The organism is Calyptranema fuscum S582 (assembly GCF_055793305.1).
Map to the genome: position 1 here is coordinate 50,633 of NZ_JBSLYH010000019.1, position 24,376 is coordinate 75,008.

Annotated in this window: 16 protein-coding genes and 1 pseudogene; 10 read left to right on the plus strand and 7 right to left on the minus strand. The window is 47.3% G+C overall.

The window, feature by feature from the left end; genetic code table 11:
- Positions 1-22 precede the first annotated feature (22 nt).
- From ACR6Z4_RS14565 to ACR6Z4_RS14580, 4 genes are all read right to left on the minus strand, one after another.
- The gene (locus ACR6Z4_RS14565; protein WP_479718017.1) at positions 23-2,476 is read right to left on the minus strand and encodes a bifunctional 3'-5' exonuclease/DNA polymerase; all 2,454 of its coding nucleotides are present in this window, start codon (positions 2,474-2,476) and stop codon (positions 23-25) included.
- Positions 2,457-5,138, minus strand: a complete 2,682-nt coding sequence (locus ACR6Z4_RS14570) for a DnaB-like helicase C-terminal domain-containing protein (RefSeq protein ID WP_479718018.1) — start codon at positions 5,136-5,138, stop codon at positions 2,457-2,459. Before ACR6Z4_RS14570 ends, ACR6Z4_RS14565 begins: the two co-directional genes overlap by 20 nt.
- Before the next feature lie 1,141 nt (positions 5,139-6,279).
- On the minus strand, positions 6,280-7,944 hold the full coding sequence (locus ACR6Z4_RS14575) for a helix-turn-helix domain-containing protein (protein WP_479718019.1): 1,665 nt from the start codon (positions 7,942-7,944) through the stop codon (positions 6,280-6,282).
- Positions 7,945-8,284: 340 nt separating this feature from the next.
- Entirely contained in the window at positions 8,285-8,491 is a 207-nt protein-coding gene (locus ACR6Z4_RS14580; protein WP_479718020.1) for a ribbon-helix-helix protein, CopG family, read from the minus strand.
- Positions 8,492-8,806: 315 nt separating this feature from the next.
- Here ACR6Z4_RS14580 and ACR6Z4_RS14585 point away from each other — a divergent pair, with 315 nt between their 5' ends.
- Both ACR6Z4_RS14585 and dnaN read left to right on the plus strand, forming a co-directional pair.
- Complete coding sequence (locus tag ACR6Z4_RS14585) at positions 8,807-10,180, plus strand: ATP-dependent DNA helicase (protein ID WP_479718021.1); 1,374 nt, start codon at positions 8,807-8,809, stop codon at positions 10,178-10,180.
- Between the two features lie 271 nt (positions 10,181-10,451).
- Positions 10,452-11,951: a DNA polymerase III subunit beta gene (gene dnaN / locus ACR6Z4_RS14590; protein ID WP_479718022.1), complete on the plus strand. Its 1,500-nt coding sequence runs from the start codon at positions 10,452-10,454 to the stop codon at positions 11,949-11,951.
- Between the two features lie 185 nt (positions 11,952-12,136).
- Here the strand turns inward: dnaN and ACR6Z4_RS14595 are convergent, their stop codons facing one another.
- Positions 12,137-12,325, minus strand: coding sequence for a hypothetical protein (locus ACR6Z4_RS14595; RefSeq protein ID WP_479718023.1), 189 nt, complete (start codon positions 12,323-12,325; stop codon positions 12,137-12,139).
- Positions 12,326-12,452: 127 nt separating this feature from the next.
- Here ACR6Z4_RS14595 and ACR6Z4_RS14600 point away from each other — a divergent pair, with 127 nt between their 5' ends.
- Positions 12,453-15,488, plus strand: coding sequence for a tetratricopeptide repeat protein (locus ACR6Z4_RS14600; RefSeq protein ID WP_479718024.1), 3,036 nt, complete (start codon positions 12,453-12,455; stop codon positions 15,486-15,488).
- A 79-nt stretch (positions 15,489-15,567) separates the two neighbouring features.
- Here the strand turns inward: ACR6Z4_RS14600 and ACR6Z4_RS14605 are convergent, their stop codons facing one another.
- Complete coding sequence (locus ACR6Z4_RS14605) at positions 15,568-16,236, minus strand: hypothetical protein (protein ID WP_479718025.1); 669 nt, start codon at positions 16,234-16,236, stop codon at positions 15,568-15,570.
- A complete protein-coding gene (locus ACR6Z4_RS14610; protein WP_479718026.1) occupies positions 16,233-16,817 on the minus strand; it encodes a hypothetical protein in 585 nt (194 codons plus the stop codon). The genes ACR6Z4_RS14605 and ACR6Z4_RS14610 overlap by 4 nt, the downstream gene beginning before the upstream one ends.
- A gap of 108 nt (positions 16,818-16,925) precedes the next feature.
- Between ACR6Z4_RS14610 and dnaX the strand changes: the two genes are divergently transcribed.
- The 7 genes and pseudogenes from dnaX to ACR6Z4_RS14645 all read left to right on the plus strand — a co-directional run bounded on the left by dnaX (position 16,926) and on the right by ACR6Z4_RS14645 (position 24,369).
- Positions 16,926-18,374 carry a DNA polymerase III subunit gamma/tau gene (dnaX, locus tag ACR6Z4_RS14615; protein ID WP_479718027.1) on the plus strand — a complete coding sequence of 483 codons (1,449 nt, stop codon included), beginning with the start codon at positions 16,926-16,928 and terminating at the stop codon, positions 18,372-18,374.
- Positions 18,371-19,336 (plus strand): DNA polymerase III subunit delta, encoded by a 966-nt coding sequence (holA, locus tag ACR6Z4_RS14620; protein ID WP_479718028.1) that lies wholly within the window; start codon positions 18,371-18,373, stop codon positions 19,334-19,336. The genes dnaX and holA overlap by 4 nt, the downstream gene beginning before the upstream one ends.
- A gap of 103 nt (positions 19,337-19,439) precedes the next feature.
- The gene (locus ACR6Z4_RS14625) at positions 19,440-22,061 is read left to right on the plus strand and encodes a DEAD/DEAH box helicase (RefSeq protein ID WP_479718029.1); all 2,622 of its coding nucleotides are present in this window, start codon (positions 19,440-19,442) and stop codon (positions 22,059-22,061) included.
- Positions 22,062-22,129: 68 nt separating this feature from the next.
- Positions 22,130-22,933: pseudogene (gene recA / locus ACR6Z4_RS14630) on the plus strand (recombinase RecA); the annotation flags it as partial.
- Positions 22,934-23,096: 163 nt separating this feature from the next.
- Positions 23,097-23,339: a hypothetical protein gene (locus tag ACR6Z4_RS14635; protein ID WP_479718030.1), complete on the plus strand. Its 243-nt coding sequence runs from the start codon at positions 23,097-23,099 to the stop codon at positions 23,337-23,339.
- A 54-nt stretch (positions 23,340-23,393) separates the two neighbouring features.
- Positions 23,394-24,044, plus strand: coding sequence for a hypothetical protein (locus ACR6Z4_RS14640; RefSeq protein ID WP_479718031.1), 651 nt, complete (start codon positions 23,394-23,396; stop codon positions 24,042-24,044).
- A gap of 58 nt (positions 24,045-24,102) precedes the next feature.
- Complete coding sequence (locus ACR6Z4_RS14645) at positions 24,103-24,369, plus strand: hypothetical protein (RefSeq protein ID WP_479718032.1); 267 nt, start codon at positions 24,103-24,105, stop codon at positions 24,367-24,369.
- The last annotated feature ends 7 nt before the right edge of the window (positions 24,370-24,376 follow it).

Genomic DNA, 24,376 nt, shown 5'->3' on the forward strand with positions numbered 1-24,376 from the left:
TTGAGTAACTACTCCCAAAATATTATTTCTCAGCCCAACTGCTGACGATCGCTACCTCTGCTTTAATTGGCACCCTCCTCAGATATTGCTGTCCCGACTGCTCCATCACTTGCTGAAGAATCTGTGCACCCCGTTCCGCTACACTCACTGGGACTTCCAGCAGAATTTCATCATGCACAGTGGCAATTAACTTGGCTCCCGTTTCTCTCAAAGCTGCGGGAAGTTTTGCCAATGCAGCTTTGGTAATATCTGCGGCAGTGCCCTGAACTGGGGTGTTCAGAAGCTCTGTTAACTTCGGCTCATCTTGCCAGCGCCGGAGGCGATCGCCCATTGTCCGCATCTCCCTCGGCAGTCTGCGCTTGATCGCCCCATGCCATCGGGCAATTCCTTGATATGCCTCAAAATATCGTTTCCGAAACGTTTCTGCCTGCTTCAGGCTCATCTGTACTCCATAATTGTTGTAGGCGTACTCAGCCAAACCTTTAGCACCCATCGCATAAATCAGCCCAAAATTGACGGCTTTAGCTGCCTGCCGCTCCGATTTCTCAACTTGATCCAAGGATTTATCAGCAATCAAGGCAGCGGTTAGCTGGTGCAGGTCTTCATCATTCTGGTATGCCTCAATCATGCGGCGATCGCCACTGAGTTCTGCGGCTACCCGCAACTCAATCTGAGAGTAGTCGGCTACCACCAAACAATATCCTGGAGCCGGAATGAAACAACTGCGAAAAATTTTGTCTCTGGGGATCTGTTGTAGATTGGGGTTTCGACAAGACATGCGCCCAGTAGCAGCCCCCATTTGCTGATAATCGGGGTGAATTCGTCCGGTAATGGAGTGAACATGCTTGGGTAGGCTACTGGCAAACGCCTGGACTGATTTGGCTGCCTTGCGGTAGTCTAGCAACCCTCTAACCGATGGATGCTCTTCTGCCAGGGGAATTAAAGAGAGCTTGCTGGTATTTTTCACTGGCACACCCATTTGCTGTAGTGCCTCTAATACCTGGTGCTGACTGTCTAAATTGAGAGAGGTTTGATTTCCCAAAATATCAAGTTGAGTACTGAGCAAAGCTGGTTGGAGCTGCTTTCTCAAGGTATCTGCTAACTGATCCCTGCTTCGTTCGAGTTCTTGTCGCAGGTCGTCCCATCGAGAGAGATCGAGCAACATCCCGTTGAGTTCCATTTGGGCGATCGCCCACAAACAGTCAAATTCCAGCTTGGCAGTTTCGACCAAGCGAGCATTTTTTAGCTTGGGTTTCATAACCTCACGCAACCGAAGTAAAATTGCAGCATCCCGCGCTGCATACTCTAGCTGTTCTGACGAAAGACTGGGATTACTCCAGTCACTTCGCTGCTGTTCCTTGGATAAGTCTTCTCCCAGATAAACCTTGACCAGTTCCGCCAAGTTGTAGCCGTGCGATCTCACCCCTGCATCTAACAACTGTGCAGCGACCATCGTATCAAACAGTTTGCCAGCAATGGGAAGTCCTGCCTGTTGCAAAAATTTCAGGTCAAATTTGGCATTCTGCAAAACTTTAATCGGTGCTCCCTGAAACAGTTCAGCTAGAGGAGCAAGCGTTTCCCTTGAAATCTTGAAGAGATCAACAATAATAACTGGATTATTTTCAGCCGCAATCTGGATTAAACGAATTTTGTCTTTCAGTGGGTCAAGCCCAGTCGTCTCTGTGTCAACTGCGATTACTGGGCAGGTTTGCAAAGGTTTGAGTATCTCTGCAAGCCGCTGTCCGTCTTCAACAAACTCGTAGCTGACAACCGCATTAGATGAGACATAGTCTATTATCCCAGCATGAAATTCTTCCGATTCCATTACCGGTATGCTTTCTACATCAGAGTTAGAGACCTTTTCTATCAATGGCACTAAGCAATCAGAATCAATCGACTTTAGACCAGAAAAAGCATCACTACTACACCAAATACACCAGATATTTTGATGCTGTCGATAAACATTGACATACATCTCCTGAATGACCATTACAGCATTTAGCGGAATACCATCAGGAATACGATTAGCATCTGGACGAAGAACAACTTTATGACCAACCTCAAACGTTGAGGGATGTTGAGTTAGTACAACAGCAGACTGAGGCGAGGGAGAGGGTTTAGGCTCTAGAGCTTGAAGTTCAGACTGACTCTCTTCTTGAACTTTCTTCACTTCCCCATCTTCTATATCTGTCGCTTCTTGACAAAGAGCCTTGGAAGGAACGGCTCGCTGTCTAGCATTTCTCGAAGGCAGAGACGGGGGAGTGTACCAGGTTTCAATCCAGGCTTCTGTCTCTGTTTTGATGGGTAATTCTGGATTATTTGAGCTTGAGCTTATAGGACTACCTTTCGCACGATTTCTTAAGAACTGCTGCTTGCGTTCCTTTGCCCAATCCATCAGGTCATCGTAGATGGAATCTGAAGAGTTCAGGTCAACTTCCGATGCTGACGTGGAGGAGCTAGAGGTCTTCAAATTCATTGTCCCCTCCTAAATCAAGATCAACCGGAACAAAGCGGTGATATGCCTTTTCATAAACAAACATGGGTTCTGCGGTCATACCACCTCGATTCTTGAGCAGACTAAGACGTGCATAAGTGGCTTTTGCTCTTTCATTCAAAGGAAAGCGAGTCCGAACATCCTGAAGTTGTCGAAGCTTCAAATGATTACCTGCATAGCGTTCTTCCAATAAATCAACCTGATCTCTAGGCTGGTCATTACCACGCTGTGCCTTACCGGTTTGCAACAGCATGATGCAATCCGCCGCATGAGCAATCTTGAACGAATCTCGCAACGCACTCATGTCCAACATTCCAGTGCGGAGTGCCTCTTGATAAGCCGCTTTATTAATGTCACTAATTGCAACGACAGCCGTATTCGTATCCCGTGCCAGTTGTTTCAGCCCGGTTGCCACTCTAGAAACCCGCAAAACCTCATTGGCACCAGAATCCAACTTTTCATCTCCACAGCACATCAGTTGCAGGTAATCAACGACCACCAGCACTGGTGCATTCTTATTCAAATTAGCCGTGCGTCTAACCTGAGCAATCACACCTTTAAGGTGAGCTACTGTCACTTCTGGTCCAGCTTCGAGAATGGTTAGATGTTCTGCAATCTGCTGGTCGTAAGCACGAATCGCCTGAGCAACCTGCTGCTTCAACCACTGAGCATTGGAATAGCCTGGCTCATCCCATTGTTTAGACTCAATCAGTCCTGAATTCAGTCCAGCAAGCCTGGACAAAGCACTGACCCAGAGCTGCTGTTTGCCCATTTCAAAGGAGACATACAGCACCGGCGTTCGGGCTTTGGCTGCCTCATCCGCACACCAAGCACACCACGTTGTCTTGCCTGAGCCAGGGGGTGCACCAATCACATAGAGCCTGCCGGGATGCAGCCCACCATTGAGAGCATGGTTGAGCCAGTGGGCAGGTGTCGGAATTGCAGTCTGTGGTTGTCCAAACAGGTCATGGATCAAATCCTGGCTATATGCCACCATTGGCAGCGTTTGAGAGGCACTGCGACGCTGGAGATTCTGAGACTCATTGATCAGGGTTTCCAGGGTTTCGGTGACGGGTTGAAGGCGATCGCCCAACAACTCAGTCGCCGTAGTTGCCTTTTCTTTTGCCAGTAAACGCAGCCCCGTATCTCTTACCTTTGTCAAATGCTCAACAAACGTGTCCCAACTACAAGGCGGCATTTGCAGCAATTCATCCAAATACGTGGCTGCCTGGTTGATAACACTGGTCGGCGAAGCTGATTTCCCATCTAAAACCTGTTCCAATTGAGCCAGAATCAAGCTAGGAATCAGTTCTCTCCCTGCGGTTTCAAGCGTTACGAGGGCTTCCCAAATTAATTGATGCAAGTATAAAGGAGTTTTTTCATCTGCTACAGATGGGCAGTTTGCAACGAATCCCTCAGCAGGCAGGTCAATCCCCAACGCTTCCTGCATCCCCGCTTCTGGATGGCAGAGGATGTATGCTAATAATTCTCGTTCTGCGCGTCTTGCTGCTTCATTGTCACCATCAGGTTTTTCCCACTGCCAGAAGGGACAAGCATAGCCCGTACAGCCCCCACAACTTACCAGTTCCTGACTAGCTCGAACATAACTGCAACTCCATTGGTAATCTTGAGGATTGCGTCGAGCCGAAGCGTAGGCACTCTGAAAGTTTCGTAGCTTGGCATCAACGGTAAGTTTGCTAGTAGGGTGGTGATCTGATGCCTGAGCCATTCTTTCCGCTAAGGATTCTATTTGGGTGCGATCGAATCCTCTAGTGATGGCATAGCGAGAGAGAGTGAGGTTGACAGCATTGTAGTCTTGGTCGGTTGGAGCACCATTGGTTATCAGATAGTGAATACAGACAGGATGCTCACTAGGCGACAGGATAGAAAAGTCTGTTTTTAGATTCTGGATCCTGGGTTTTGCATGGAAGTCTGGAGCTACCTTTATCTTGTCTGTATCCTGTAACTTTTCCTCTGCCAATCGAGCGATCGCACCTGCATTGACCTGTTGAAATTCTGTCATCAGCGCCACTTGGTTCTCTGGCACAACAGGAAAACCTTCTGCCCACTCCACTACTTCAAGCAAGAATCCATTGCGCCTACCACTCATTTGATGAATGCCACAGGGTAAACGAATTGGTCGTCCAGAAGCCTTGCCGTCATTTGCGATCGTCGCGGTTGCCGGATAAATTTCTTTGGGTTTGTAACCTGATAAGTAGCAGAGGTTTTGTAATGCCTTAATCCATGTTGCGCCAGGTAGAGAGGTATCAGCGAATAACCAAAGATGAAAGCCCCGACGACCGCTAAATTCTAGGTATGTTGATAAACCGCGATCGGTAGCAACTTGCTGCACCTTTTGTGCTTGAGCTAAAACTGCCTGAAGTGCTTCAGTATCAGAGCCATCTTTAGGAGCATCAAAATCAATACAACCCGCTTTAGCAGTGTTAGTGCCCGGTTGCAATAATCGCACTGACACAGTTTGTCTGCCCTGAAGATGGGCTTCTACAACATCAAGGGTCAGCACCTTGTCATACTGTGATTGCAATACGTCAGTGCTTTGCCAGACTGCATAAAGCTGCTGATGCTCATGAAGGATCAGGCGATAAAGCTGTTGAGTGAGCTGAGTTGTAGTACCGGGGGACATGGATTTAACTGTCGCTGCAACGAAGTCTTGAGATTGATGAGCCTAAGAACAAACTGGTACCGACGGCGCGGTGTTTTTTGTTGCTCTAACAATAGCAACCGCTCTGGAAGGCAGCCAGAGCGGTTGCTGGATCAAGATCATTAGAATGATCAGATGTGTAACCAAAATCTAAAACGCTTACTGGATAGGCGTTTCAAGATTTTTCCTGTAACTTTTGGAATTAGCAGAGGGTGTTTTTGGGACAGACCGGGGGTATTTTCTAAGCAACCCTGGGGTATTTCCTTGTAACCTTTGAAAGGAGTTGGGTTTGTAACGGGAGAAGCGAATCGCTGAATGATCTGAAAAATAAGGCTTTTGAGAAATTAGCCCAATGGTTACAAAACGATCGCTACCTGGATATTTGTAACTATTGGAACTGGCCAACGGTATTTATGGCAAATCTTGTCCCTACTGTAACCTTCAGCTCAATCCTGGGGTATTTTGTAACCCTCTCTCTGTAACTATTGGTCCTGCCCTACGATATTTCTTCAAAACTCGCTTGTAACCTTCTGTCTGACCCTGGGGTATTTTGTAACCCTGGCTCCTCCAACGTAACTTTTAGGATAGCCTTAGGGTGATTCTGGCGAACCCATGATGTAACCCTTCTACTGTAACTTTTAGGGCTAGCCTGGGGATACTCTATGGTTTCAATTCGTGTTGTAACTTTTGGAGTTAGCTAAGGGTATTTCTAAAAAATACTGGCTTGTAACCTTCTGGTTAACCCTACGGTATTTCTACTTTGACTACGGGTTTGTTTCCAAGGTTCGAGTTTGCCTGAAAACTCCTTCAAATGGTATCTACGCAAGAGTTTTAACCCAGTTGCAGTACGTTCCATTCAGTAAGCTGTTTGTAACCTTCAGTCTAATCCTGGGGTATTGAAAGCCGTTTTTGAACTGACTTGCAGCAGCACCTGTCAGTAGGATCTGGATCTCCGCTCCCGCAAGCTTTTTGGAAGTTTTTCAAAGATGCGATCGAAAGTTGGAACTCTACCTATAATGCAAGGTTAATCAACTAAACCCCCAGATTTAGCGTTCAGTTCTGTCGCAGTGTAACCACAATGTAACCTTGTCGGACTGCCAAAGGTTACAGATGCCTTTAGCGCCTACATTGTGGCTTGAAGAACAGTCAGTAGTACTGTTTGATCCTCCGGCGTAATGCTGCGTCTGCCGGTTTCAACCAGTTTGACCCAACTTGTACTCTTGCCAATCTTAGCGGCGAGGACACTTTGAGTCATGCCTCTGGTTAGCCTCAGCGCCTTCAACTTCTCTCCCGAATCAATCCGTTCAGTTGGCTTAGTGGTTTCAGGCAACTGGTTAGATGGTTCAGGAGACAGTAAGCGCCGTTCAGACTTGCGAGACCGCGATTTAACTGACGCTGGTGATGAAGGTTCAGCCTCTAAGGCTAGCTTGGATATTGCTTCCCCTGCGGAAATGCTGCGTACTGGGCGTGATTCCTTTAGCTCCTCTAACTTCCTGGAAATTTCCTCTGGTGGTTGTACAACCATTCGGGCTGTGAGCAACTGCTCAAAACCACCATAGGGTCGCTTTACAGTATCGGTGAGGCGATCGCCCTCTCCCTTAGCCCCATCCTCTAACCAGAACTCGGCTGCCTGTTCGGGATCATCGGGAATGTCAGTTAAAGGCAATAGGTCAGGCAGGTCAGGCAGGTACTGAGGTGGATAAGTTGCCAGATCAAACGTAAACTTCCAGCCCTGTTCATCCAACACTTTCAGGGTAGTTTTCCACTGAGAAACCAGGCGTTTACGGGGAGCAGAAGCTTTCCTGGCTTGCTCCACCTTCTCTGTGCCAAATGCCACCTTGAATAGAGTGCCAGCTCGGACAGGTCCATTCCCGACCTTCGTTTTGAATAATAGCCAGAGAATGAGCCGTGCAGCTCCCTCGTGGTTATACCAGATGGTCATCAAGTCTTGCAGAATGGACTGGGACAAGATGCCGTATTCGTAATAGCCATTACCATCTTTACATCGGCTGGGATTGAGAAAATACTGCGCCCAGTTGCCTGCCTTGACTTGCAGGGTGAAACCCACCATCTCAGAGTTGCCCATCAGGTCTTCCTGGAAGTGCAAAATGGGTTCTGAAATCTCCCAAAGCCAGGTGCGGCTAACGCTGAAAGACTTTACCTTTCCTTTTTCGGGCCAGGAGACATACACCAGTAAATGACAGGGCTGTTTTGCCAGCTCCAGCAACAGCTCTAGCTTCTGCTGCTTATTGAGCTTCTTGTTTTTATCCAGACCGAGATAGCGCTCAAGCTGGCGATCGTTCAGAACAAACTGTTGCTCCCAGGGACGTTCTAGTTGAGTGGCGTAAGCGGCATAAATCAGATGCAAGCATGCAGCCCGGATGTCAAACTGATCGATCAATGCCAGAGCAGCTTCCTCTTCTAGCACAGTTGGATGTTTGACGTGTAGTTCATTCGTAATCCAGAAGGAGAGGTAACCTTTACCCTTAGCAACGCTGCTTTCGTAGTAGGGTGATCCTGGACCTGCTTCGACCCAACCAATATCCCTTCCTTGAGAAAGAATATTGCAACCTTCCCAAATGACTTTGTTAGAAGCCATGCGATCGGTTTCGCCGTTAGGGAATAGATCAGCATGGGTTGGTGGACGTTCAAAAGAGTTATAACGCCCTCTACGCTTTGGTTTAGTTGTGGCAGCTTTTTTGGTTTCTGTTTCTGAGGCTACGACATCCACTTCGATCGCGGCGATCGCCAGTGGAATGTCATTCCCAGGAGTTCCGGCTTGTTTCATAAGGGCTCACGAAAGTTAAAGAGATTACTCGGAGCCAGAAACGCCATTCTATCAGTTCTTTCAGTTTCAGAACCGATGTGTCTTTTCAGCCGCATGGCAATTTGCTATGATGCAAAAGCGTGGAGAGGCGGCAACCAATCCAGCCCGGAAGGCACATATTTAATATGGTCGCTCTGGCTATAACAAAAAAACATCGAGAACACCAAGGTTTCACCCGCCAAGACGAGACCTTGGTGTTCTTTGATCTGAAGCATTGGTTGGATCACGCATGTTGCAGTTCGCTTGACGAGACATTGTTGCTCCTTCGCACACAATTGGTAAGAACCTGAATCCTGGTAACTTAATGAGTAGTAACAGATGCTCCAACTGGGATCAACCGCCGGGCAATCTGTTCGACAAACTCAGATCGAGAAAGCTGAAACTCTGCGGCAAGCTCATCCAGTTGTTCAACCGCTGTGGGAGTAAGACCAATCATTGTTGGCTTTTTAGGCTCTGCATAATACTGTCCCTGCCCCTTACGGCTCCGCTTTTCCTTATCGGTGTTCATAGTTACCCATGATCGCTTATATAAGAGATACCACAGAATTTAAATTCTGATTGAGAATCTCAATAGCTCTCTAGATCTCTTGTATAAGAAACGGATTGATCTGCCAACTGTTGTATAAGAGAACTAGCCAGGTGGACAAAAACCATTGGTACCTCTGAATCATGTTTTAAGTTTGCATCCCTCGATCGGTCAACATTGGAGAGCAACATAGCGCGACTCGGAAGTGCGATCTTTGTGTTGCGAACTTCGAGAAGACCAAAATAACCAGCTACCGCTGTACCAAGCCGATTTGTGGATGAAATTAGCGGAGTTGTTATGATGCAAACCCTTCCTGCTTCCTCCCCGGCTGTCTCTTTTCCGTTTCAACTGACTGAGCAGCAGTATAAAGCACTGGACGCGATGTGGACATTTCTGCAACCGACGGTCGCGGCTGCGCTGTTTCTGTTGGTTGGCTACGCCGGAACTGGAAAAAGTACCATCGTATTCCAATTGATTAAAGTTTTGGTCAGCCAGGGGAAACGAGTGGTTTTAACTGCCCCCACCAATAAGGCTGTTGGTGTGTTGCAACGAATGGCGCTGGAGAACGGTGTGACTGGCGTGGACTTCTTTACCATCCACCAATTGCTAGGGCTGGGGATGGTTTCCAGAGGTAACGAAAAAGTGTTGGCACCAACCGGAACGTCATACATTGGACTGTTCGATATAGTGTTCATTGATGAGTGTTCCATGATTGGTGAGCAGCTCTGGCACTGGATTGAGGAGGCATCTAAAAGAACGTCAACGTGGCACCCGTTCAAAATGATTTTGATGGGTGATCCGGCTCAGCTCAACCCAGTGAATGAAGGGCGATCGCCAGCTTTCAACATACCCAATAAAGCTATGTTGACTCAAGTGGTGCGTCAAGGCACGGATAGTCCGCTGTTGGAGTTCATCACGGCTTGCCGTTATGCAGTAACTAAAAGCAAAGTACCCTTTGAGCCATTTGCAAAATATCTAACGGATAAGAGTAACGGTTCGTTGCTAGTGAAGCGACGATCGCTCCTCAGATATGCGTTCAAGAAAATCTCCAGGGAATTCACACAAAACCCTGATTGTTTCAGGATTCTCTGCTGGACCAATGCTCAAGTGGATTACTATAACCAGCAGATTCGTAATCATTTGTATGGCAAGACTACCACTCGGTTTCTTCCCGGTGAACGGCTGATCACGCGCGATCCGGTTTTAGCTCCGGATGGTAAAGCGATCATCCTCTCAACTTCAACTGAATTCACGATTCAAGAATTTTCAGAAGATCGCTACAGCAATTACAAAGCTTGGAGGCTAAAGGTTGCAACTGATGATGGTATCGTGCGGCAAATCTACGCTTTGCATGAAGATGAGCAGAACCGATTTGATGTAGAAGCTCGTCGGCTAATGGCGATCGCCAAATGCAATCCATTTCTTTGGCGCGACTATTACCGACACCTGGAGCAGTTTGCCAACGTGCGAAATTGCTTTGCAATCACAGTCCACAACAGCCAGGGCAGTACATTTCTGGAATGTGGCGTTGATGGTCAGGATTTAAGTAAACGGCTTAACCCTGAGCGTGGTGATACGGCAAAAGACTTGTTGGCAAAGATAAGGGAGCACAATCGCTTATGGTATGTCGGAGCCAGCCGTGCGCGTCGTCGGATTCTGGTTGTGCCCTAAGACTTTAATTAGGGAATATCTTTGGACAAAAATATCTAAAAGTATTCCCTAATTAAAACCAACTGCTAGAAGACATCGATCGGGTTCACCCATGCTGGTCTGCTTCCAACAACCTTATTTACTTAGGGAATACTTAAAAGCATTTTGGCTCCGTGCTGTACCCTAATAAGTTTTATCATTCCGCCAAGAAGCCTGATTCATAAGGTCTCTGGCAGTTTTCATCTGCTAACGCAGGCATCCTTCGACGACCATTCAACCAGAGACACTGATTATGACTCAAGTATTACAACGATCGAGGGACACGGTTGCAAAGCAAAAAAAGCAGACTGAGCAACCAACTTCTAAAGCGGCGATTGCACAGCGGTTTCCTGAGACACTCACCTCTCTAGAGCAACCTACCGACACATCCGAGGTGAGTGAAGCCGAAGCAGCGGTTGATGAGCCTAAAAATTCCGCTGAGCTTGAAGTATCGGCAGAGCCTGTGCCGAAGAAGTCATCGCGAAGACGGGCAGCCAGATCTCAGCCAAAGGACACCTCTGCAACTGAGCAAGGAATGCAAGTAATTTGTTCTCAAAGTCAGTTCCATGATGCGCTGGCGATCGCAAGTTGTGCAGCTCCAACAAAACCCAGTCATCCAGTACTGGCAAATGTGTTGGTAGTGGCAGATGCTGACGCTCAACAGATTCATCTGACTGTAACTGATTTGGCGATGACCATTCAGGCAAGCTTTGAAGCTCAGGTGCTTTTGGGTAGTGAGATTACGGTGCCGGTTGAGATGCTTTCAGGAATGGTCAAGCAGTTTCCAACGGGTAGCATCAACCTCAACAGTCAGATGCAGACTACACAACCTATATCTGGAGAGGAGCAACCCATCAAAACTTGCTCGATTACCTTGTCCGATGCAGATGGCAACTATGAAATCCGAGGAATTCCGGCTGACGAGTTTCCGCCGATTACAATACCCAAAGCGACTCCTGTTTCCCTACCGACTAATATTCTTAGAGAAGGGCTGAAGGGTGTGCTGTATGCAATTAGTACGGATGAAACTAAGCGCATTTTGACAGGCGTTTACATTCAGATTAGGCAAAATGCACTGAAATTTGTTGCAACAGATGGGCATCGAGTAGCGATCGCTGAAGTATCGACAGAGGGGATTGGTAGACAGCGGCGCAAGCGATCGGGAACGGATGAACTCACTCAATTTCCAATACCTGGTAAAGCACTGAAGGAACTCATTCGTAATCTCGCTGATTCAGTTGACGCAATCCAATTGCTGTACGACGCTCAAGCAACCCGTGCAAGTTTTGCATGGCAGGATATTATTTTGAGCTGCCAGTGTATTGAAGGACAATATCCAGACTGTGAGCAGTTGTTATCACGATACAGCTTTGACAAGGAAGTAGTGCTGGAGAAATCAGCATTACTCAAAGCATTGGAGCGGTTGTCAGTACTGACTGACAAAAAGGAGAGAGGGATTCAGTTTCGATTTGATGGAACGACACAACAGATTCATCTTTCGATCGAGCGAGAGTTTGGCAAGGGTGATGAAACAATTAGTGCTCATATCCCGACAGATATGACATTGAATATCCAATTCAATCTTAAGTATCTGGGAGAAGCAGTTAAAGCCATTCCTAGCTCTGGAATCAAGATGCATTTGAAGCAACCAGACTATCCAGTAATGCTGGTTCCTGCTGGGGATTTCACCAATCCAGAACTAGAGATGGATATGCGTCACTTTCTCTTTCCTCTCTATAAGCAGCCGGAGTAAGTTGTTACAGTGTGCTTAATATTACAATTAATCATCTCAGTAGCGAACTGAAAATGAGCGGAAAGATTCTGGCTACTCACCTTTAGCGGAGCATTACAGGGCATGATGAAAGCTGACTTGTCAAGACCATAGAACTCAATTTGGAGCGATCGCACCTTTCCTAAAGCACGATCGCTCCAGACACTCTAACGATACGATCGAGTTGCCACAAGGACCCGTACTAATCCAGTGATGCCGCTGACCAGAATTGAAATCAGGATGGCGATTGCTAGAATCACCGCTGTTGGGGATTCAGATTGACTGATGGGCGTGGGATCGATAGGAGCAATCTGCGAAATGGCTTGATGGGTTAAGGTGGGCTGTTGCTGATTCATTTGAATTACCTTGTGAACTGGATGCTCCAATTCTCGCAACCCCTACCACCACTGTCGTTACGAGAAGTTCCGAAAAAGTAAGGTTATGATTGAGATGATTTTTCTGTCCAACATCTTGCGGTAAGTCATGACCCCAGAAGAAGCCATCCAGGTTGCTGATGAAGTGCTGCTTGCTCACGCTGGCAACCCTTTGACGGATATTCAGCGCCTAATTTTGCGTGAATCCCTGGCAGGTAAGGGCTATGAGCGAATGGAAGGCTATGCGCCCCAACACATCAAAAATGAGGGACAGAAACTGTGGGGCTTGCTTTCCAAAGCTTTAGGGCAGAAAGTCAGCAAAACTAGTTTTGAAGGAGCGTTGGAAAAACGCTGGAAATTGGGCGAACTGATACCGAAGCAGCCGCTGTTATCGATCTACAATCCTCAAACTTGGGTAGGGCGTAAGGCGATCATTGATGAATGCTTGCCTAAACTACAAGGGCAGGCAAGAGTCCTGTGGATTACGGGTATTTCGGGGATCGGGAAGACGGCACTAGGAGAATGTCTCGCCAGCCAAGCTTGGGAGGGTGATCCTTCATTCCGATGGCTGTATCTGGAGATTTTGGAGGGGCAAAGCCCAGAGTTTATCTCGGTTGTGGCGGATATACTGGCGAAGTTGGGTGATGTAGAACTCGATCCACAGGAACGTAATGACCCAAAACGGTTGACGGAGCGGCTATTACGAAAACTGAAAGGTAATCGCTATTGGCTTCAGGTGGACTCACTAGAGCGATTGCTCGATCCTGAACAGCAGACTGAGACAGTATTTGCCGATCATTACTGGGTTACATTTCTTCAGCGTTGTTTAACAGAGCCAGATTTTGTGAGTCGATTGGTGTTTACAGCGCAAGCTTTGCCAAGTTCATTGGCGGAATGGGAGGATCGCTATCCCAATCTTTGGCAGCTCATTACTTTACAGGGATTATTGGCGAATCAGCAGGATGATCAGCAGCCTAATGAACATCTAGAACTATTTGCTAAGAATGGCTTGCATGTAGATGATACCAGTTCAAGCCCTTTGCAGCGAATTGGACAAGTATATGAAGGTCATCCGTTGGTGTTGCAGGTAATTGCCAAAGAAATTCTGGCTTTGCCGTTTGATGGCAATGTGGCAACGTACTGGGAACGCTATGGCAATGAGTTTGAACAGGTCGCACGGGAGCTAGAAGTTGAGCGGGTTAGCCTAGAACTCTACAATCAAGCACTGCAAAGGCGAGTTCGCCGTCGAGTGGAAATGTCGCTGAAGCGGTTACCTACTGATGCGTTGGATTTGCTCTGTCGTAGTTCGGTATATCGCCGTCCTGTCCCTGAAACTTTTTGGCTGTCGCTGTTTGAAGAGCCTCCATCCCAACGACGGCAGCAGGGTTATCAGGTATTGAATGAACGTGCTCTAGTAGAACGAGAAGGTATCCACCAAAATCAGTTTTTGATTCGCCAACATAACCTTGTTCGGGCTGTTGCCTATGATCTGCTCAAGGCTGATACTCAAATGTGGCATCAGTCGGAACTTAAAGCTGCCCACCTCTGGCTAACAGCCTATGAACCTGCATCCGATGCCTCGAACCTGGAAACGGTGCGTGGCTATTTGGAAGCGTTTGAACACTACTGTGAAGTTGAGAATTGGGATGCTGCTAAAACAATCTTGCTAGACCAGCAAATCGGACTTCAACTGCAAACCTGGGGCAATTATCAGGAAATGCTGGTTGTTTACCGTCGCTTGACGGGGCACTTACAAACATTGGATGAAGTGGCTTGCCAAAAGGGTCTAGGTAATGCCTACTACTGCCTCAGCAATTACCCTCAAGCGATTCTGCGTTATCAGCAAAGTCTGGCATTAGCTAAAGAAATTGATGACAAGCAAGGACAATGGAAAGCGCTCAACAACTTGGGTAGCGTTTTTCAAGAGTTGGGACAATATGCTGAATCAATCGAATATCTTCAACAAACGCTGATCTTGGCGCAGAGAATTGGCGATCGGCGAGGTGAAGGCAATGCCCTAGGCAATTTGGGAGGTGCATACTACAGTCTGGGGCAGTATGAGCGGGCGATCAACTTTTATCAGCAACACCTGACGATCACGCGGGAATTTGGTGATCGCCAAGGCGAAGGCAATGCCCTAGGCAATTTGGGGCTTGCGTACAAAGATCTGGGGCAGTACGAGCGGTCAACCGACCTCTACCAGCAACGTCTGGCGATCGCGCGTGAGATTGGTGATCGACGAGGTGAAGGCAATGCTTTGGGCAATCTGGGGACTGTGTACAACAATTTGGGGCAGTATGAGCGGTCAATCGAATATCTTCAACAGCAATTGACGATCGCGCGTGAGATTGGTGATCGACGAGGTGAAGGCAATGCTTTGGGCAATCTGGGGACTGTGTACAACAATTTGGGGCAGTATGAGCGGTCAATCGAATATCTTCAACAAACGCTGACCCTGGCGCGTGAGATTGGCGATCGTCGGGGCGAAGGCTATGCCTTAGGCAATTTGGGGCTTGCGTACGACAGTTTGGGGCAGTACGAACGGTCAATCGAATATCTTCAACAGCCATTGATGATCGCGCGAGAGATTGGTGATCGTCGGGGCGAAGGCTATGCCCTAGGCAATCTGGGGATTGCGTACGGCAGTTTGGGGCAGTACGAGCGGGCAATCGACCTCTATCAGCAACGCTTGACGATCGCGCGCGAGATTGGCGATCGTCGGAGCGAAGGCAATGCTTTGGGCAGTCTGGGGACTGCGTACAACAATTTGGGGCAGTATGAGCGATCAATCGACTTTCTTCAACAGAAATTGACAATCGCGCGTGAGATTGGCGATCGGCGCGGTGAAGGCAATACCCTGTGCAATCTGGGAGCGACTCAACTCAAACTAGAACAGTATCCAGAGTCGTTGACCAACAATCAGACAGCTCTGGAGATTTTTCAAGAGATTGGTGGTCGCGATGGTGAAGCCGAAGCCCTCAAACAGTTGGCGGAACTGCATCAAGCCTTGGGCGAAGTCGAGGTGGCGCGGCAGTATTGTCATCAGGCGTTGGAGTTGGCGACGGAGTTGGGCATTCCATTGGCAAAAGAATGCCAGAATTTGAAAGAAAAATTAGAAGAACGGGGAGCATCGGAGGAAAAATGAGTCCGCTAGATAAACGACTGGTCAAACGCTGAACTCAATCGCTATCCTTACTCTGAAAGGTTCTCTCAGGATAAGAACGTTAAAACAAGCTTGTATCCAGAGAGATCACCTGATCGGGTGCCAAAATACCTCCAACTGTGATGACTTCCAATTTTCCTGTTTCTTGAGGATGCTGAGTCTTGACTTTGGCGATCGCTGCTTCAATTCCAGTTTCCTGAACAATGTAAATCTGGGTTTCACCTCGCAGTACCCATATTGGCTTAGACCAGGTATGTCGGGGTTGAAGTACTGCTTTGTGAATAATCTGATGGCTCCACTGAATCAGTTGTTCTAAAGCATCCTCAGAGCAAAAATCAGCAAGTTGTGGTTGAAATAGTTCTTTGAGTTCCTTCGTTGGAATATGCTCTATGACATTTGTTGAATCTAACAAAGGTGTAGAACTCGAAGAACTATTTCGGGTTTGCACAACCAAAGATTCAAACCAACGTTGAATCTGGGTTGCAATGGAATCAAAATCCGGCTCCATCAGAATGTGCCCTAAGTGCTCTCGTAACAGGCTCTTCAATTGCTCATCGTCAAGAACAACCACGCGAGTACTGAGATACCCTGAAAGCCCCTTTCGCAAATCCCGCCCGCAACCCACTTCGCCATTAGCAGCGTCCTCGGCTTCAATCAGCTCTAGCAGACGCTGATGGCGCGCTGATTGATCAGAAGTGGCTTTTGGCTGGGCGGGAATCGATTGGGTCATAGGTCGTCTATCCTCAGCGTCTCGAAGTAAACGAGGTTATCAGGTTCTTCAGGGTCAGGACCGCAATTGAGCAGTCCAACTCGTAGCTTTCTGTAAAATCCTAGCGCACCTGGAAGGGCATGTAACCCGATTCTGCCTTGATAACCCAGTTCGTGGCTGCGGACGATCGCGAAATCTACCAGATTGCCCCCAACACCTTTATAGGTTGGAGGGTTAGTGATGACAGGTCGATTCCAGGGGGCGGTTGCCAAAGCACTAATGTATACCAACCGTCGTCGCAACTGGGATTCAATCTGACAGCGTTTCTTCAAGACATCGAGCATCATCAGCCCTTGAGTGACACCCTCGCACTCTATCCCGTACAACTCATCACCTGGGAGTAACTTCGATCGACGGCTCTTGCCCACCCAGTTCCAATACTCATCATCTTGACCGCTTCCTTCCAAGATCGGCTCCCAAAGCGTCTTGGCATCCTCAAGGTGCTTGTCAGTCACCTCCGTCAGGATGGCATCAACGATCTGTTGATTGTGAACTTGCAGTAGCTGAATGGTGCGGTTCAACAGAATGAGAAGATTCAACAACGGCTTTGATCATAAGACGTATAGAGCATCAAACACTTAACTTATCCCTTCTAGAGCAAGCTGCCCCTGACTAGGGGCGATCGCCATGATGATTAAACTCATATCACCATGCCGACCATCGCCCTCCATCAAAAATATCGCCCTAAAATTTTGGCAGAGCTAGTTGGACAACCCTATGTCCAAACGGCTTTGACCAATGCCATTGACCGAATGCACATTGCTCCGGCATACCTCTTCACAGGTTCCAGGGGAACTGGTAAAACCTCTACTGCACGTATCTTTGCCAAGTCTCTCAACTGTTTAAGCTTTGATGGACCCACGGATGAACCCTGTGGTACCTGCCAATCTTGTCGCTCGATCGAAACTAGTAACAGTTTAGATGTCAGCGAGATTGACGCAGCTTCCAACAATGGGGTGGATGATGCACGAGCGTTAATCGAACGCAGTAGCTTTGCTCCTGTCAGGGGGCGTTATCGCATCTTCCTGCTTGATGAAAGCCACATGTTAACCACCCAGTCTCAAAACGCTCTGCTGAAGTCCATTGAGGAGCCACCACCCCATGTAGTCTTCATTCTTTGTACGACGGAAGTGCATAAGGTATTGCCCACCATTGTGAGTCGCTGTCAAGTGTTTCATTTTCGGGCGCTCTCAATTCAGACAATTGCCCAACACTTGCAAGAGGTTGCCAATGCTGAAGCGATCGCTGTCGAGGATGATGCTTTAATGGCGATCGCCCGTCTTGCTGAGGGAGGCTTGCGAGATGCCCTTCAGCTTTTGGGTCAGGTTAGTCTGTTGGGTGAAGCTGTGACCGCAAACCATGTAATCGAGATGACTGGTGGAGTTACAGAAACAGACCTGTTGGCAATACTCGATGCGATCGCCACCAACGATACATTTCAAATCCTTAAATTGGCACGAACACTGGTAGATTCTGGCAAAACTCCTAAACTGATTCTCAACAGCTTACTCCAAACCTATCGAGATCTACTCATTCTCAAATCGGCTCCGACTGCATCCGACCTGCTCACCAGTTCTGCCAACTATAAGCAATTGAGGGCGATCGCCACTCACTGGGATTTTGATGCGCTCAATCAATCGTTGACGCAATTGCAGAAGGCAGAAGGTTATCTTCGCAATACCACCAACGCGGCTATTTGGCTGGAAACGTGTCTGTTAAACTTGATGCCGCTGCTACGATCAAATGCTTCCAACTATGCGAGTGAAAAGCAGTCAGCAGACAAAAACGGACATGACCATAAAGCAGTCATAGAGCCATCTTCAGCAGCCACAGATCAAAATTCCTCCGATTTATCAACTCTCTGGCAACGAGTTATTGCCTCTGCTAAGCCAGGAACTCAGAAGTTGCTGAGTCAGGCACGATTGACCAAGTTGCAAGAAAATAAGGCAATCCTGGAGGTTGCGCCTGCTTCATTGGCAAAGTTTGAGGCGAATCAACAGGCGATCGCCCGAATGCTTCAGCGAGCTACTCAGAGCCAGAAGCCAATAACCATAATGATCAAAACCCTCACAGCTAGCAGAAATGGGAGGACGGGATGATTGTTCTGTTAACTGGAGATGATCAGTTTGCCATTCGACAAAAACTAGAGCAATACAAATCAGAACTTGATCCGCAGTGGTTAGAATTTTGCTATCACCGTTTCCCCGCCAGTGCTTTGGAGCAAGCAATAAGTGCGGCACGAACCCCTTCATTGAGTGGCGGTAAACGGCTTGTTGTCGTCGAGGACTGCAATCTCAAGCAGTGGAGTGATGCCCAGTTAGAGAATTTGCAACAGCTTGCTCAGGTGCCAGATTCTACAACGCTTGTATTCATGGCAACGAATGTGGATAAGCGCCTGAAAGTCTACAAGCATTTGATTAAGTATGGTCAGTGTTTTGAGCTGTCATTAATTCCACCTTGGCGAACAGATTTAATTGAAGAAGCGATCGCCACTCAGGCAAAGCGCATGAAACTACGACTACCCAAAGATGTCGTTGAATATTTAGCAGAAGCAATCGGCAATGACATGATCCGGGTTGCGTCAGAACTCCGTAAGCTAGAAACTCACGCGAATGGTCAACCCATTTATCTAGCAGAAGTTCAAAGTCTAATTCCCTGTCAAACACAGAGTAATTTACAACTGGCGGAAGCAGTTCGCAATGGGAAAAGTGAAGCAGTGGTGCGTCTAATCGATGAATTACTTGCCCGTTCTGAACCAGTGATGGTTCTGGTTGCTACGCTACTAACCCAATTTAGAACCTGGTTATGGGTTAAGAGTGCAATTTCAAGCGGAATCAAGAACAACACGGAGATTGCTCAAATCTGTAATGTGGGTAATCCAAATCGGCTTTACTACCTGCGACAAGAGGTAGCAACCATGCCTATCAAATCATTAATCCAAGCAGTCACAAAGCTGGTGGATCTAGAAATGGCAATTAAGCAAGGTTATGTCAACGCAAACTCTATCCTGCCGTTCTTGCTTGTGATTACACGATTGTTCCAGCCTGTTCATTCAAAGTGATTTGGATAGTTCAGGGGATTGAAACCTGAGTGCCTGCAATTGTGCAGGCTTCTGCCCTTCCCCTACAGGGGATGTTTTTGGGCAGTGAGCGAAGACAACGACCATGACAACTACACCAAACTATGGTGCCCTGCTTCAGAGCTTTTGGACACCCCCGACAATCTCTATTGAGGAACATCCAGATTCCACTGACAATCATCCTTTTGAACCGACTGACATCATTGAATTTCTTGGGGAAGACTTGCTTTGGCAGCAAACCATTCCCACCAAAGAGCCAGATTTAAAGGACATTCCGGCTGATCTACCCTCTGAGTTGATTGAAGCCCTTCATGCTCAAGGAATTTATCATTTCTACTCCCATCAACTCAAAGCATTGCAAGTCATCCGTTTAGATAAAAGTCTCATTCTCACCTCTCCGACTGCCAGTGGAAAAACACTCAGTACCTACCCTGGCATCTTGGAAGGTTGCATGAGACAAGGGCATCGAGCATTGGCGTTTTATGGACTCCGCGCACTGGCATTAGATCAATTTCATAAAATTTCGGAATTGCTTTCTGCAATGCCTGTTGCTTCCCGCCCTGGCTTAGCAATGATGACAGGAGATGTGAAGACCGATGAGCGAGAGCAAATTCTTGCATCCGATCCACACATTCTGGGAGTCACTCCAGAACTGATCCATTTTCAACTCAAGCAAGCCTGGAAATCAGAGCGCTGGGCGAACTTCTACCAACATCTGCGCTATGTGTTGATCGATGAAGCACACACATTTTCGGGTAGCTATGGTGCAAATATGGCGTGGCTGATTCGTCGCCTGCGGCTAGCCGTGGATCACTATGGGGGTTGCTCTAAAGACTTGCAATTTATCCTTCTAAGTGCCACCTGTGGCAATCCTAAACAGCTTGCTCGAAAGTTGTCAGGGCTGAAGTCAACCAAACGGAACCCAAAGCCTCTTGTCTGGATTCATAAGAGTGGAGCTGCGGCACCCGATCGCCAAGTAGTTGTCACTCAACCCAGCCATAACCTGACTGCTGATACAGCTCGTATCATTCAATTTCTGTTAGCTCAAGGAAAGAGCGGGATTGCCTTTTGCAACTCGCGCCGGAGTGCCAGAGATTTGACAGGATTATTGAAGTCACCTCAGATCGCTGCTTTTTATGGCGGTATCAGCTCAGAGCGTCGGGCGGAGATGGTTCAGCAACTCCAGTCCGGTATCGTCAAATGGATCGTTGCGACGGAAGCCTTAGAAGCTGGTATTGATTTACCTGAATTGGAATGCTGTGTTCTGCGGGGATGGCCCGGCTCCAAGATGGCATATCAGCAGCGGAGTGGTCGAGCAGGGCGTTCTAAGTCCGGATTGACAGTGTTGATTCCTAATGCTCTGAATCCTATCGATCGCTACATCATAGAGCATCCAGAAATGTTGACTACTGGTGAAGCTGAAGATGTTTTCTTCAATGACGAATATCCCATCTTTGCAGCTAAACATCTGCTTTGTGCCGCAGCAGAAACGGGTATTCCCACCCACAAGATCAAATACTACTTTGGGAATTCTGCGATCGAGGTTGTAAAACTCCTGATGGCTCAAGGACACCTGAATAAAGGTCGCAATGGTTTGTGGGCAAGGGGGTATCCACACAGAGATATTAACTTTCGCGGAGGAGTGTCTCAAACCACGATCAAGTTAGTGGATGCGGAATCTAGTGAGGAGATGGAGGAAGTTTCCGAGGATATTGCCTATCGGGAAGTGCATCCTCAAGCAATCTATAAACGGCAAGATGGTGATGGCAAGATGCTCACCTATCAATGCATCTCACTGGATCTACACAGCAAGCGAGCAATCTTAAAACCCATTGTTGAGAGTCCACTTTTTACTGTCGCAGTCACGCAATCTGAAACCAGCAGTTTGAAGGTGTTAACTGATCCGGTGTTACTGCCGCTGAAATTTTCTGAAGAGATGGAAAGTAGTGGAAATAAAGCTTGCTTGATGCTTGAACTGAGTTATGGACAAGTGAGTCACATCACCAGCGGTTACAGTGTGTTGACCCAACTGTACGAGCAGACTTGTTTGAATCGCCGTTGTTTGAATTACAAAGAGCCGCTACCACAAGAGCGACGCTGTTCCATCTGTAGCAAACCAACTCGCAAAGCATTGATCGTCAAGACGTTATCTGAAGAGAATTTTGAGCAGCCTTACCGGACTCAGTTTTCGGCTCCAATCGTTAAAGTTGCGATCGACGCAACAGCACGAGACTATCTCCAAACCTTTGCTAGAGAAGCCAGAACCAGCCTATCTCGTAGTGGACAGCCGATTCCGCCAGGGTATCAACAATTATGGGAACATCCCAGTACTCTGATCGCAATCCATACCTTTGGGCATCAGATTCTACGATCGCTGCAACTGTTTGCCAGAGTTGACCCCAGAGAGGTGAACTTTTCAATAGTTAAGGAGCCGGGAGATAGCAACCACTATGCAGGTTATTTCTATGACACCAGCGATGGAGGCAATGGAGCCTCTGAAGCTGTGTTCAAGCACATGACTGAACTTGCGAGTGCTGCTGCTGCGATCGCTCGTGGTTGTGATTGTGATGCGGGTTGTGCCAAGTGTTTGATTCAGCATGGCTGTCCTGATGGCAATACCGCTTTATTGAAACAAATGGGATTGGTGTTGTTGGATGCCATTGCCCCACCTAGCGTACAAACCGAAGTAGAAATAACGCCTGAATAACACTCAGCTATCGCTGCACATTTAACCGATCTTCAGCAATGGGGATCGGTTGTTCATTTTTTAGAGCGATGGCTAACAAATTGGCAGCTAAGCAATCAAACCTCGAACGAACTCTAGCAGCGATTAATCGAGAATTGGGAGATGGTTCTATCATGCGGTTGGGAGACGCTAGTCACATGAAGGTGGAAACCTTCTCTAGTGGCTCAACTGAACTAGATTTGGCATTAGGAGGAGGATACCCTAGAGGACGCATTATTGAGATCTACGGACCAGAGAGTAGCGGTAAGACCACGCTAGCATTACAGGCGATCGCCCAAATGCAAAAGTTAGGAGGCACTGCTGCTTTTGTCGATATGGAACATGCTCTTGACCCACACTACGCATCTGCGATTGGAGTGGATATTGATCAGGTGTTGGTCAGCCAGCCTGATAGCGGGGAAATGGCAATGGAACTGGTTGAACAACTGGTACGTTCCAAGAGTGTTGATCTGATTGTAGTAGATTCTGTAGCTGCATTGGTGACAGAGGCAGAACTCCAAACGGATATGGGCGATTTTCCAACGACTTCCATTGCCTGGTTGATGAGCAAAGCGCTTCGACGCTTGATGAACTGCCTGCACAGTCAATGTACGTTAATATTCCTGAATCAATTGCGTTTGAAGATCGGTGTCGTTTATGGCAATCCTGAAACAACCACAGGCGGTCATGCCCTCAAATACTATGCTTCAATGCGACTGGATACTCGCCGGATTCAAACGTTAAAGCGAGGGATGGAGGAATACGGCATTCGAGTCAAAGTTAAAGTAGCGAAGAACAAAATCGCACCTCCATTTCGAGTTGCAGAAGTTGACATGATCTTTGGCAAGGGCATCTTCAATGCAAATGCTCAAAATGAGTTTGTTGCACCGAATGGAAAAATGGCTAGCGATTTGCTGCTATGTCGCTAATGAGGTTTGCGCTGCCTGCACTCAGGCAGTTCTTTTTTCTCCCCTACCGGGGTGAAGCAGGCAGTCCTAATTTCATCTCGATTTACTCATGGAACCTGCTCAATTTCATCAACTTAGAAAAGCTCTTGGTACTTTCTATTGGGATAATGGCTATGAAACTTTCTGCCGAGTAACTGGGTTTGATCCACAGTTTCAACACGCTCAAGAAAAATGGCAGCAGTTTTCAACTTGCATTCAAGCAATGGGGCAACTGGACGATCGCACCTGGGAAAAGCTGCTAGAAGCCAGTCTTGTTGAGCAACCATCTGTAGGATCTGTATTGCCCAGATAGAGGATGCAACGGCGACTAACGCCGCATTGATGAGCAATTAATCTTGTCTCACCAATGGCACTTTTAACTCTTGCTGATTTGCATCAAATCCACCAGAATCAAACTCCCCTCTCAAGATCATGTACTCATGAATCTGAGTATGTAATTAGCTCAACCGACCTAGCTAACTTCCAGTTATTGATGAGGCAATTATTCCTAGGGTTGCCAGTGCAATCTCTTTTGGATGCCTATCCATTAATGGCTCACTGGGTAGCTGAAGTCCAAAAATTAGCTCCAGAGCTGTTTAAGAGGAGTAGGAAACTGTGGGTTGATGCACCAATAATTACTCCTCTCACAACAGGTGATACTTCAATTTTCATTCAAGCCCATATCAATTATGGTCTCCGACAGGGAGTACCAAGGCTATATGAATGGGCAATGCGTCCTGAAAAAATGACTTGGCAAGATGCTGTAAAGCTTTGGGCAGTGACTATGCATTATGCCATTCCCCCAGAGAAGTTATCCCTGATTGTTTTGGTACTTCATCCATCCCGATCGGCTCAAAAACTTCGATTGCAGTGGGATCGAGAGCAACAAGATCAAACACAGCAATGGTTAATTCAACTCCTAACGCAGCCTACTACTCCTCAAACTTCTCAATTCCAGAACAACGCTGATTACTCATTGTTGTTGAACCTGGACACAATTCCAGAAGTGCCTTTGTAGTAAGGAGTTAACAGTATTTCACTCCACTTCCTATTAGAAAGAATGCAAGGTATTAGTCATGACAACACAATCGCCTCAATCCAATGATCCTACGCGCGCAATTCCAGTGTTGAATCCAACTGTTCCAATGCCAGAATTTTCATTCTTCCAAATTGTTAAAGTTAGAACAACAAAGGAAGTTGGAACAATTGTAGGAATGTGGTGTGTACAAACAGAAGAACAGTCTTATCAATGGCTGTATCGGTTAGAAGGATCGATAGAAAGAAGCACAACTTGGTGGCAAGAATTGCAACTTCGCAGTTTGGATCGCAGACAGAATCGTTAATGGGTTT